Below are 12,764 nucleotides of genomic sequence, written 5' to 3'. Positions count from 1 at the left end.
AATTATTAATCCTCTGCACAAAGTGCCAATGTTGTTTTAATCAATTTGCGTGCAATTGTCCCCTCCTCCGGCAATAGAGGAAGCTCATCATCATAACGAAACCATTTTGCATCGTGAATTTCACTATTCTGTAAACGAATCTCACCACTGTCATAATCAGCCAAAAAACCAACCATTAATGAATTTGGAAATGCCCAAGGTTGACTACCAAAATAACGAATATTCTTTACTTTTAAACCAACTTCTTCGAAAATCTCTCGCTCAACAGTTTGCTCCAATGCTTCCCCCTCTTCGACAAAGCCTGCCAATGTGGTGTAAATTCCGCCGATATGGCGTTGATGATTTGCCAATAAAATCTCTTTTCCTCTTCTAATAGAAACAATAATTGAAGGGCAAATCACCGGATAATGACGATAGCCACATTTAGGACATTCCACAGCAAATTCACCAGTTGTCAAATAGGTTTTCTCGCCACATTTTCCACAATAACGGTGTGTTTTAAAGAAATAATTCAACGCCACACCTCGATTTAATAGATTAAATTCCTCTTCTTTACGATAAAGCTGTGAACGCAACGATACATACTCGCGTTGCTCATCATTAGGAATCTCTTCCACCAACCATAATGGGTGTTGGTGATATTCACCAATTACACAACCAAATAACCCTTCTACTCCATATAATGCTGCCTCTCCATAAGGCAACTCTCCCTGCTGCAAATAAATTGCCGATCCTTGCGTTAATAACCAATATCCTTGATCCTGTTTGTGAATAGCCTGCATCATTATTTACACCTCTTTAATGATTGAACTTCGACCTTTCTCCAATTTTTACAGGCTATTATAGCGAAATTCCGTCTATTCCGTTGTTTTTTTACTTTGAGGTAAACAAGGAAAAGAATTGATGGAAGCGTATAGTACATACAACGATAATAACTAAGAATTTAAGGATACGATTATTTACAAATATTTAGCACAACACTGTTTAAATTTTCTTCCTGAATGACAGAAACAGGGCTCTTTTAATCCCCATTTAGTGGCAACTGTCGGATCTAAAAAATACCATTGTTGCGCAATCCGCACAAAAACAGATAATTCGTGATGTGTCATTCGTTTCTTTTGGTGCAGAAAAAAAGCTTTAAATTCAACCAGTGCGTGATGATTATCCATTTCCGGTACGACCTTCACGATCTCCAAGCCATCCCATTGGGTATTTAACGCCCATTGATGTAACGCTTTGCTATTTAGTAGTGATTGCTGTACTGGTGCTGTCGTCTTTACAATATAATCAATCTCTGCCAATACAAATGCCGAATAGCGGGAACGCATTAATTGTTCTGCAGTTGCTGCTTTTTTTTGATATAGATGTAATGGCTGACAACAGTCTTGATATTCAAATCCAGATTGGCAAGGACATTGCATATTATGGTTTCCTTTCATTGTTCTAATCTCTTTTATGTTTCCGTATAGCAGAACACGATGCATTTACAAACATCAAATGTTAAAAAAACTTACATTTTATATCATTATTATTCACATAACGGCAAAAGTGTTATAAAAAATGCAAGTTTTTTTCAGTTTATCGATCAACCTCACATAATCCATTTTTTTATCATAAAAACGTTTCTAAATAAAAATTTTTATTGATATATTTTCTATGCAATCGTTACCGATAGTGCAATTTTTGTTTAAATTACATCAACTATAGGTGAATTATTATGATTCTGCAAACGTATACAGGAAGAAACACTGACGAAGTATCTAGAATTATGGGAGAGTTAGTTGGGACGGTCGTAATAAAGAGTCTATTTAACGGCTATGGCATTTTCAAAGATTCTCATATGTTTGCTATCTATAGAAATAATGTTGTTTATATTCGAGCTGTTGGAGAATTAGCAAAACTTATCATTCAACTTGGAGGTGTTCCCTATCCATATACATCACCTTCAAATATGTATTTCTATCTACCTAAAGAAATTACTGAAGATAAGCAAAAATATCGTTCATTGATATTACTTTCTATAGAACAAGTCAAACAGAAAAAACAGCAAACTAAGAAAAAACGCCAATCTCGTATTAAGGATCTACCAAACCTTAATTTCAAACACGAGTTGTTATTGAATCGTGTTGATATAAAAAATGTCCGCACACTAAGACAGATAGGAGCGATAGAAACTTATATTCGGATCAGAAAATTGATTGGTAATGTCCATCTAGATCTATTTTGGAAACTCATTGGCGCATTGCAGCACAGATATTATTCACTTATTACGTATGAGGAGCGATTACAACTATTACAGGAACTCAATTTCGCACTAAAAAATGCGAATTTATCTGAAGAATCAATGAAATTCAGGAGGTAACTTTGTGTCTTAATAAGACTTAATCTGGAATTGCAAAATTCAACAAAATATTGGGTGTACTAGTCGGTAATATTATAATGTTAAATACCTGTTGATACATTTATTAACAGGTATTTAATTTTTTCATCACACCACAGTTGCATTAAAGCCATCTTACTCTTTTCGTCTGTGGAAACCGCTGAACTGGAAACGTATGTCAATGAAAAAAACAAGCTACCGCACCTAAGGCCGTTTCACCTATCCCTAATTCTAAACAAGCTTGGGCAACGGAATAACCTTGTTCGGTGACTAATTTTACTGCGGTGACTTTGTAATTTGGGCTAAATGTTCTTCTCATTTTAGTGTCCTCTTTTTGTGATAGTTTACCACCTATTGAGGACTGCAAAATTAGTCTACCACTACAAAAAGACTAATGTTTCTATAAAATAAACTGACAAAAAATAAAAATAAGCATATATTAATAAAGAGTTATTTTTAATAATTTTTTTCTGTAGCAGTGATGTGGGCCGTTATTTCTTTAAATAATTATTTCGTGATAAGGAACTTCTTATGAAGCATATCTATCGTTTAGTTTGGAATGCTGTTCAGTGGTTATGGCAGTGTGCTTCTGAAAATACCAGAACAAAGAGTAAAACCAGCACAGTAAAAGCTGTGATAAACACTCAATTTATCCCCCCCTCCTCTTCTATATCCTTATAAATTTGTCTTTAATGTTTTCGTTGTTGCTATTTTAGGAACAATATCTTTTCCTACCTGGGCGGAGAATTTTGCTTGTCAAAAAGAAATTACAACAGCAGGAATTTATACCGTATCTGAAAGGTGCGACTACGGAAATGGGGAGCTTATTATTAATGTTGGCAAAGATCAAAATGTTACCTTACAAGGAAGTAGCCCCTCTCAAGGAAAAATCTCCAATAAGTCTTATTCCTACCAAGGAGTGATTAGTGCATATAAAATTGGCTTGTTAACTATTCGAGATTTGATTATTGATTCTACTTATGGGAATGGGATTTATATAAATAATTTTCGAATTCGTGGCAAAAATTATTTTTCCTCTCTGGTTGTTAAAGGAGGAACCATAACATCGAGAGATGCAGCTATTACGACTCAGAGTGCTGGCGATATTACAATATTGGGGGCTAACCTAACAGGGGGATTAAGGGGAGGATATGATAGTTCTAGTATTGAGTTGATTAATACTCGTAGTCTTACGGTCTCTGATACAATTATAAAAGGGAAATATATGGGGATTTTTGTTGGAGAGGCTGATCGTTATCAGCGATTTAATACGCGAGTAATGATATCAGGAAATACCAAAATTATTCCAATAGAAGATACCAAGCAATTTGTGGCAATTGGGTTTGGTGATCTTAAGGTGTATAGTTATTATGTGCATAATTCTAATGATAGAGATCTAACACCACCTTTAATTCGGAATGTATTAGATTTGGCAACTGACCCTAATAATATTCAAGGATTGGTAGCATCTGCAGCTTGTTATAATTATGAGCCTTTTAAGTGGGGATATATTCTACGAAATACCAATACATTGAGCTTGAATGGAGATAATGACTTGTCTTTAAATCTGAGCGAATTTGGTATAAATGAAAAAGATTTAAAGATAAGAGCTTCAGATTACAGCATTATAGAGCTCACACCAGGTAAAAAATTCTTTGCTTTTGATACGATTGAGAAAAATGGTTCAGGTACCTGGACCCTTTCGGGGACCTTAGCTGAAGGGATTATTACTGGTCATGAAGAGGAATATAGAGAATACACAGATTATATTCCTAATACCTTTCAAGACATCACTATTCCGGCAAGCCCAGCATTTTCCATTAATGAAGGTAAAATTGCATTAGCACCAAATACCATTGTGCATACCGATATAGTAGTTAATCCAAATGGTACTTTGTATTCCCAGGCTGGAGGTAAACAACTGGTTGATTCGTTAACGATAAAAGGCACTTATCAAGTCGATGTTAATAGTCATAGCGATTACAGCCAATTACATAGTGCCAAGGATATTGTGATTGATGATGGTAGTAAACTTTATGTGTATGCCGATAAGCTGCAAGGTGGTGATGATACTTTCTTAAATGTGTTAAGTACTGATGGGGTGCTGAAAGGACGTTTTAATCCGAAAATAGAAGATAATAGTATATTATTTGATTTTACTGCGATATATGACCCACAAGCGATGCATTTAAATGTTAAAGCTACTCCTGTATCAGAACCTGAGCCAACTCCGGAACCTAACCCAACCCCAGAACCTAACCCAACTCCAAATCCTACTCCTGAACCGAAGCCAGGCTTAATTGAACATCTGGTGAAACAAGCGTGTGATGATTGCTTAGTTCCAGTAGCAGTTAGCTTAGATAAAATTAAAGCATCAGCAGACAATGATATTGCTTTTGGTTTAATAAAATTAACCAGTGAAAAAGAGGTGGTTAAAGCGGTAGAACAACTTCAGCCATTACTTGGTATTCGTACCAGTCGAGTCATAATAGAAGCAACCGATACTTTAACAAAAGCAATACCGACAGGACGTTGTTTAGTGGATACTGATGAGAATCAAGTGTGGGCAAAAGTGTTAGGTGAATGGAATGAGCGAGATGGATCATTTGGATTGTCAGGCTATCAAGCTAACCATTATGGTATTGCAGTAGGTAATGAACGTTGCGTCACTGAGAATACCAAATTAGGTTTAACAGCAGGTTATATTAAAACTGATGCAGATAGTTATGATTCATCAGCTAATCATAACTTAAAAGCGGATACTTGGCAGGTTGGTGTATATGGTAATACTGTCTTAACCCCACAATGGGATATTGATTTTTATGCAGGAGTTGGTCAATCTTATTTAGATGGAAAACGTCGGTTAACTTTCTTAGAGCGGACAGCGGAAAGTGAAATGAAAGCGAATCATTTTCGAACTGGTATCACATTAAATAGAGAATTCCAAATTAATCCTCAAACGAAAGTAACGCCATTCTTGACATTAGATTATCAACGAGTTGAAGTCGAAGATTATATAGAGAAAGGAGCAAAAGATTTTGATTTTGCAGTAGATAAACAAAGTACAGAAGCCTTTATAGTAAAAGCAGGTATAAAAGGTGATTTCCAAGTCAATGACAGATTAAGTTTACAAACGAAAGCGGCTGTGGGGTATGATATGACATATCGAGGTAATTATTTACGTGCAGGTTTTGTGAATTATCCACAATATCGGTTTACATTAGATGATTGTGATGTATCACGCGTAATTGGTGAACTTAATGTGGGAGCAAAATATCAAATTAGCAAAAATATTGCATTGAGTACTGGAGTACAATCGACTTTTGCGAAAGGGTTTAACTCTGTTTCTGGTAATGTGAATTTAGCAATTCAGTTCTAATTTAACTATTAGGTTAGATAAAAATACCTCGTTACTACGAGGTATTTTTTTATCTGAAGCTTTATATAAGTTTTTGATTTATATTCTATTTATTGTGATATAACTGATACCCCTAAGTGTAACGAAAGGGAACTAAAAATTTTGAATGTAGTGATCCACTAAATTAGCAGTCCTTGATAGTTTTTTTTCGCTAAAATTGGCGGTAATCCTTGATTATAGCTATGCGGTCTCACTCTGTTATAGTAAAACACATAACGCTTAATATCTTCCTTAGCTTCTTCTAATGAAGAATAACCGTCTTTTAACATCCATTCATATTTAAAACTTCTAAACCAACGCTCCATCGGCGCATTATCCCAACAATTCCCTCGACGACTCATACTTTGTATCAAACCGTGCCGTTTTACACATTGGATAAATGCCTCACTTCCATAAATACTGCCTTACTCTGAGTGAAATAACATCCTCTCCGTTCTTTCCGTTGTTAGCATTGTATGATTTAATGCATCAACCACTAACATTGCATCATGCTGTTTCTGCAATCGCCAACCCACGACTTGACGTTGTGCTAAATTCATCACTATCGCTAAATAATGCCATTCCCCCCTGCACTTTAAGATAAGTAGTATCACCACATAACACCGTTGTCTCTGAAGGGGGCTAAATTGCCGATTTAATACATTATTAAACAATGTCGACGCTTTCTCTGAGGTGCCTGGACGCCAACGCTTTCGTGGCTGTTTACTGACTAATCCCTGTTGTTTCATCAGGTTTCGAATTAAGGCTAATCCTACCTCAAGCCCCTTACTTTTAAGTCTCGCCTTTAAAGTTCACTTTCCTGCTGAACCTCGACTTTCATCAAATAACGCCTTTATCTCTACCGCCAAACCTAAATGTTTATTGCGCTTAGTTTGGCGCTTTCTCTGCGCATAATACGTCCGTTCTGAAAGCGCAAATAACGCACAAACACGCTTTATTCCATACGATTTTAATGTCTTTACCGCTTGGTAGCGTTGCGCTCGAGTGACATGAAAATCGCGGTAGCCTTTTTTAGGATTTCTTTATCCTCTTCAAGAATTTTAATACGTTGTTCAAGCTCTCTTATCCGTTTGGCGACAGTGGCTTCGTTCCTGGTAAGACATAGCCTTGTTCTTCTGCTTGGAGTTGTTTTATCCAACGCCGTAAGGCCGTTTCGCCTATCCCTAATTCTAAACAGGCTTTGGCAACGGAATAACCTTGCTCAGTGACTCATTTTACTGCGGTGACTTTGTAATTTGGGCTAAATGTTCTTCTCATTTTAGTGTCCTCTTTTTGTGATAGTTTACCACCTATTGAGGACTGCTAATTTAGTGGCTCACTCCCATTAAAGCGAAAAAAAACGCTAACCTCTCGGTTAGCGTTCCTTCCTTTAATTTATAACCTGGCAGTGACCTACTCTCACATGGGGAATCCCCACACTACCATCGGCATGACAACATTTCACTTCTGAGTTCGGCATGGGGTCAGGTGGTGCTATTGCATTCTCGCCGCCAGGATTATCCTGTCTATACACTGCTTTTTCCTACTTTCTGCTGCTCTTGCTCTTGCTTTCCACAGTGTATCTGCTTATTCTCTATCTTCTCTTTCTTCTTGTTCTTTCTTTAACCTTTCCGGCCTTCTCCCAACTTAACACAAGCTGTCTACTTCCTTCTCTCTTCGCTCTCTTCCCTCGCTCTGCGTTCTTGCCTTTCCTCGCTTCCGCTTCTCTTCAGCCTCCACTCTCCGCAAAAACCCTTCAGCGTTGTATAGTTAAGCCCCTCGGGCAATTAGTACTGGTTAGCTCAACGGCTCACACCGCTTACACACCCAGCCTATCTACGTCTTAGTCTTAAACAACCCTTACTGACTTTAAGTCAGGGAGAACTCATCTCGGGGCAAGTTTCGTGCTTAGATGCTTTCAGCACTTATCTCTTCCGCATTTAGCTACCCAGCAATGCCTCTGGCGAAACAACTGGAACACCAGTGATGCGTTCACTCCGGTCCTCTCGTACTAGGAGCAACCCCCCTCAATTCTCCAACGCCCACGGCAGATAGGGACCGAACTGTCTCACGACGTTCTAAACCCAGCTCGCGTACCACTTTAAATGGCGAACAGCCATACCCTTGGGACCTACTTCAGCCCCAGGATGTGATGAGCCGACATCGAGGTGCCAAACACCGCCGTCGATATGAACTCTTGGGCGGTATCAGCCTGTTATCCCCGGAGTACCTTTTATCCGTTGAGCGATGGCCCTTCCATTCAGAACCACCGGATCACTATGACCTACTTTCGTACCTGCTCGACTTGTCCGTCTCGCAGTTAAGCTGGCTTCTACCATTGCACTAACCTGACGATGTCCGACCGTCATTAGCCAACCTTCGTGCTCCTCCGTTACGCTTTGGGAGGAGACCGCCCCAGTCAAACTACCCACCAGACACTGTCCGAACACTCGTCCCGAGCGCTTCGTTAGAACATCAAACGTTAAAGGGTGGTATTTCAACAACGACTCCACGATAACTGGCGTTACCGCTTCGCAGTCTCCCACCTATCCTACACATTAAAATTCAAGGTTCAGTGTCAAGCTATAGTAAAGGTTCACGGGGTCTTTCCGTCTAGCCGCGGGTACACCGCATCTTCACGGCGATTTCAATTTCACTGAGTCTCGGGTGGAGACAGCCTGGCCATCATTATGCCATTCGTGCAGGTCGGAACTTACCCGACAAGGAATTTCGCTACCTTAGGACCGTTATAGTTACGGCCGCCGTTTACTGGGGCTTCGATCAGGTGCTTCTCTTTCGATGACACCATCAATTAACCTTCCAGCACCGGGCAGGCATCACACCCTATACGTCCACTTTCGTGTTTGCAGAGTGCTGTGTTTTTATTAAACAGTTGCAGCCAGCTCGTCGCTTCGACTGGTTCATGCTCCATTCGCGAAGAACTTCACACTACGCCAGCGCACCTTCTCCCGAAGTTACGGTGCTATTTTGCCTAGTTCCTTCACCCGAGTTCTCTCAAGCGCCTTAGTATTCTCTACCTGACCACCTGTGTCGGTTTCCAGTACGGTTTAGATAAACCTTTCGCTTAGTGGCTTTTCCTGGAAGTTGGGTATCAGTTACTTCAGCACCTTGGTGCCTCGTCATCATCTCTCAGTGTTAATGGTGAGCCGGATTTGCCTAACTCACCCACCTACTAACTTAAACGTACTCTTCCATCCGTACGCTAACCTAACCTGCTCCGTCCCCACATCGCAGTTTATCCAAGTATGGGAATATTAACCCATTTCCCATCGACTACGCTTCTCAGCCTCGCCTTAGGGGCCGACTCACCCTGCCCCGATTAACGTTGGACAGGAAACCTTGGTCTTCCGGCGAGCGGGCCTTTCACCCGCTTTATCGTTACTTATGTCAGCATTCGCACTTGTGATACCTCCAGCAGCCCTCTCGAACCACCTTCTTCAGCTTACACAACGCTCCCCTACCCAACAAGATTTCTCTTGATGCCGCAGCTTCGGTGCTATATTTTAGCCCCGTTACATCTTCCGCGCAGACCGACTCGACTAGTGAGCTATTACGCTTTCTTTAAATGGTGGCTGCTTCTAAGCCAACATCCTAGCTGTCTAAGCCTTTCCACTTCGTTTCCCACTTAATATAGACTTTGGGACCTTAGCTGGCGGTCTGGGTTGTTTCCCTCTCCACGACGAACGTTAGCACCCGCCGTGTGTCTCCTATACATTACTCTTCGGTATTCGCAGTTTGCATCGGGTTGGTAATCCGGGATGGACCCCTAGCCGAAACAGTGCTCTACCCCCGAAGGTATTCATATAAGGCTCTACCTAAATAGATTTCGGGGAGAACCAGCTATCTCCCGGTTTGATTGGCCTTTCACCCCCAGCCACAGGTCATCCGCTACTTTTTCAACAGTAGTCGGTTCGGCCCTCCAGTTAGTGTTACCCAACCTTCTTCCTGCCCATGGCTAGATCACCGGGTTTCGGGTCTATATCTTGCAACTAACTGCCCAGTTAAGACTCGGTTTCCCTTCGGCTCCCCTATCCGGTTAACCTCGCTACAAAATATAAGTCGCTGACCCATTATACAAAAGGTACGCAGTCACCCTTTCGGGCTCCCACTGCTTGTACGTACACGGTTTCAGGTTCTCTTTCACTCCCCTCCCGGGGTTCTTTTCGCCTTTCCCTCACGGTACTGGTCCACTATCGGTCAATCAGGAGTATTTAGCCTTGGAGGATGGTCCCCCCTTCTTCAAACAGGATTCCTCGTGTCCCGCCCTACTTCTCGCGTGCTTAGTACCACATCCGTCTTTTCGGATACGGGGCTGTCACCCTCTCTCGCTTGCCTTCCCAGACAATTCTCCTAAAACTTATGCTATCACTCGCTGGCTCCTCCGCTTTCGCTCGCCGCTACTCGCAGAATCTCGGTTGATTTCTTTTCCTCGGGGTACTTAGATGTTTCAGTTCTCCCGGTTTGCCTTGTTGCCCTATGAATTCAGACAACAATGATAGATTCTTCATCTATCGGGTTTCCCCATTCGGACATCGTGGGATTTGCGCTCCTTATCAGCTCCCCCACGCTTTTCGCAGATTAGCACGTCCTTCTTCGCCTCTGATTGCCAAGGCATCCACCGTGTACGCTTAGTCACTTAACTATACAACCTCAAGGATTCTCGCGCTTGTGCGCCACCTCTCGGTCTTGCTCTTTTGAGTTTTCTCAGTTTTCAGCTTGTGTCTCGTTTTTTAAAGAACAATTCGACTTACGTCATTTATTATCACTCTTTTCTCTGATATCTTCCTCCGATATCCTTCTCTGACATCTTATAGCCTATTCATCTTTTAATAGACCGACCGTCAAAATGATAATAAATCACGTGTCGTTCATCCGTCCGACTTGGTGGAGATAAGCGGGATCGAACCGCTGACCTCCTGCGTGCAAAGCAGGCGCTCTCCCAGCTGAGCTATATCCCCTCGTCGTACTTCCCTACGCCCATAAACCTTCGCTCATGGTGGGTCTGAGTGGACTTGAACCACCGACCTCACCCTTATCAGGGGTGCGCTCTAACCACCTGAGCTACAGACCCATCGTAGGTGTGTCTTCTTCCCTATCAAACAATCTGTGTGAGCACGCCTAGCTAACACCTCAAGTACCCTTTCTGTAAGGAGGTGATCCAACCGCAGGTTCCCCTACGGTTACCTTGTTACGACTTCACCCCAGTCATGAATCATACCGTGGTAAACGCCCTCCCTAAGGTTAAGCTATCTACTTCTGGTACAACCCACTCCCATGGTGTGACGGGCGGTGTGTACAAGGCCCGGGAACGTATTCACCGCGACATTCTGATTCGCGATTACTAGCGATTCCGACTTCATGGAGTCGAGTTGCAGACTCCAATCCGGACTACGATGCACTTTCTGAGTTTCGCTCCGTATCGCTACTTCGCCTCCCTCTGTATGCACCATTGTAGCACGTGTGTAGCCCTACTCGTAAGGGCCATGATGACTTGACGTCATCCCCACCTTCCTCCAGCTTGTCACTGGCAGTCTCCTTTGAGTCCCCGGCTTTACCCGCTGGTAACAAAGAATAAGGGTTGCGCTCGTTGCGGGACTTAACCCAACATTTCACAACACGAGCTGACGACAGCCATGCAGCACCTGTCTCTAAGTTCTCGAAAGCACAAAACTATCTCTAGCTTCTCCTCAGGATGTCAAGAGTAGGTAAGGTTCTTCGCGTTGCATCGAATTAAACCACATGCTCCACCGCTTGTGCGGGCCCCCGTCAATTCATTTGAGTTTTAACCTTGCGGCCGTACTCCCCAGGCGGTCGATTTATCACGTTTGCTTCGAGAGCCATACCTTTCGTACAACCCCCAAATCGACAGCGTTTACAGCGTGGACTACCAGGGTATCTAATCCTGTTTGCTCCCCACGCTTTCGCACATGAGCGTCAGTATCTTCCCAAGGGGCTGCCTTCGCCTTCGGTATTCCTCCACATCTCTACGCATTTCACCGCTACACGTGGAATTCTACCCCTCCCTAGAGTACTCTAGAACGACAGTATGAAATGCTGTTCCCAGGTTAAGCCCGGGGCTTTCACATCTCACTTAACGTCCCGCCTGCGTGCCCTTTACGCCCAGTTATTCCGATTAACGCTCGCACCCTCCGTATTACCGCGGCTGCTGGCACGGAGTTAGCCGGTGCTTCTTCTGTGGCTAACGTCAAATTAACGTGCTATTAACACGCCAACCTTCCTCACCACCGAAAGAACTTTACAACCCGAAGGCCTTCTTCATTCACGCGGCATGGCTGCGTCAGGGTTCCCCCCATTGCGCAATATTCCCCACTGCTGCCTCCCGTAGGAGTCTGGGCCGTGTCTCAGTCCCAGTGTGGCTGGCCATCCTCTCAGACCAGCTAGAGATCGTCGGCTTGGTAGGCCTTTACCCCACCAACTACCTAATCTCACTTGGGTTCATCCCTTGGCAAGTGGTTTCCCACCCCTTTCATCTCTCGATTCTATGCGGTATTAGCCATCGTTTCCAATGGTTATCCCCCTCCAAAAGCCAGATCCCCAAGCCTTACTCACCCGTCCGCCACTCGTCAGCATTGAAAGCAAGCTTTCAACCCGTTACCGTTCGACTTGCATGTGTTAAGCCTGCCGCCAGCGTTCAATCTGAGCCATGATCAAACTCTTCAATTTAATCTCGCTCTTAAATCACTGACTTATCGTTTTGAATTGATTTCTTCAGCATTCAAGATAATTTCTTTTGGGTTAGTCTACAATATCACGATAACTTTACGCTTTATTGCTTAACCAATCCCTGAATTCTATTGAGTCACTCAATTTGTTATCTACGAATGCCCACACAGATTGTCTGATAGTTTTTTTAAAGAACAAAAAACGACGCTTTCTTTTTAACTTCACACTTCAGCGTCGTTGCGGAGGCGTATTATAGGCATTTCAAAACCTTGTGCAAGTCTT

At 42.4% G+C, this 12,764-nt stretch carries 7 protein-coding genes, 2 tRNA genes, 3 rRNA genes and 1 pseudogene; 3 read left to right on the top strand and 10 right to left on the bottom strand.

Going from position 1 to position 12,764, the window contains the following annotated elements; genetic code table 11:
* Nucleotides 1–5: 5 nt before the first annotated feature.
* Together nudC and ACXPAV_RS12175 are read right to left on the bottom strand one after the other, a co-directional pair.
* The gene (gene nudC / locus ACXPAV_RS12180; protein ID WP_197494820.1) at nt 6–782 is read right to left on the bottom strand and encodes an NAD(+) diphosphatase; all 777 of its coding nucleotides are present in this window, start codon (nt 780–782) and stop codon (nt 6–8) included.
* Between the two features lie 177 nt (nt 783–959).
* On the bottom strand, nt 960–1,439 hold the full coding sequence (locus ACXPAV_RS12175) for a YchJ family protein (protein ID WP_039135113.1): 480 nt from the start codon (nt 1,437–1,439) through the stop codon (nt 960–962).
* Between the two features lie 278 nt (nt 1,440–1,717).
* On the opposite strand from ACXPAV_RS12175, the gene ACXPAV_RS12170 reads away from it, so the two are divergent.
* Nucleotides 1,718–2,362, top strand: coding sequence for a TfoX/Sxy family DNA transformation protein (locus tag ACXPAV_RS12170; RefSeq protein ID WP_039135111.1), 645 nt, complete (start codon nt 1,718–1,720; stop codon nt 2,360–2,362).
* Nucleotides 2,363–2,558: 196 nt separating this feature from the next.
* On the opposite strand, the gene ACXPAV_RS12165 is transcribed toward ACXPAV_RS12170, so the two are convergent.
* Nucleotides 2,559–2,699, bottom strand: coding sequence for a transposase (locus tag ACXPAV_RS12165; protein ID WP_458003615.1), 141 nt, complete (start codon nt 2,697–2,699; stop codon nt 2,559–2,561).
* A 212-nt stretch (nt 2,700–2,911) separates the two neighbouring features.
* Between ACXPAV_RS12165 and ACXPAV_RS12160 the strand changes: the two genes are divergently transcribed.
* Both ACXPAV_RS12160 and ACXPAV_RS12155 read left to right on the top strand, forming a co-directional pair.
* The gene (locus ACXPAV_RS12160; RefSeq protein ID WP_458003614.1) at nt 2,912–3,061 is read left to right on the top strand and encodes an ESPR domain-containing protein; all 150 of its coding nucleotides are present in this window, start codon (nt 2,912–2,914) and stop codon (nt 3,059–3,061) included.
* Between the two features lie 238 nt (nt 3,062–3,299).
* Nucleotides 3,300–5,759, top strand: a complete 2,460-nt coding sequence (locus ACXPAV_RS12155) for an autotransporter outer membrane beta-barrel domain-containing protein (protein ID WP_458003613.1) — start codon at nt 3,300–3,302, stop codon at nt 5,757–5,759.
* A 158-nt stretch (nt 5,760–5,917) separates the two neighbouring features.
* Here the strand turns inward: ACXPAV_RS12155 and ACXPAV_RS12150 are convergent, their stop codons facing one another.
* The 7 genes and pseudogenes from ACXPAV_RS12150 to ACXPAV_RS12120 all read right to left on the bottom strand — a co-directional run bounded on the left by ACXPAV_RS12150 (nt 5,918) and on the right by ACXPAV_RS12120 (nt 12,482).
* Nucleotides 5,918–6,139: an integrase core domain-containing protein gene (locus ACXPAV_RS12150; protein WP_458003612.1), complete on the bottom strand. Its 222-nt coding sequence runs from the start codon at nt 6,137–6,139 to the stop codon at nt 5,918–5,920.
* Between the two features lie 721 nt (nt 6,140–6,860).
* A pseudogene (locus tag ACXPAV_RS12145) lies at nt 6,861–6,992 on the bottom strand (transposase); the annotation flags it as partial.
* A gap of 185 nt (nt 6,993–7,177) precedes the next feature.
* Nucleotides 7,178–7,293: ribosomal RNA gene (gene rrf / locus ACXPAV_RS12140) — 5S ribosomal RNA — on the bottom strand.
* Nucleotides 7,294–7,543: 250 nt separating this feature from the next.
* Nucleotides 7,544–10,440 (bottom strand): 23S ribosomal RNA (locus ACXPAV_RS12135).
* A 240-nt stretch (nt 10,441–10,680) separates the two neighbouring features.
* A tRNA-Ala gene (locus tag ACXPAV_RS12130) sits at nt 10,681–10,756 on the bottom strand.
* A 36-nt stretch (nt 10,757–10,792) separates the two neighbouring features.
* Nucleotides 10,793–10,869: transfer RNA gene (locus ACXPAV_RS12125), tRNA-Ile, on the bottom strand.
* 75 nt (nt 10,870–10,944) lie between these two features.
* Nucleotides 10,945–12,482: ribosomal RNA gene (locus tag ACXPAV_RS12120) — 16S ribosomal RNA — on the bottom strand.
* Together the 16S, 23S and 5S rRNA genes with 2 tRNA genes alongside form the textbook arrangement of a ribosomal RNA operon.
* Between the last annotated feature and the right edge of the window lie 282 nt (nt 12,483–12,764).

The sequence above is a fragment of the Gallibacterium sp. ZY190522 genome (assembly GCF_054166015.1).
Note: the sequence above shows the minus strand (reverse complement) of the source record. Positions and strands in the feature narration are given on the sequence as shown.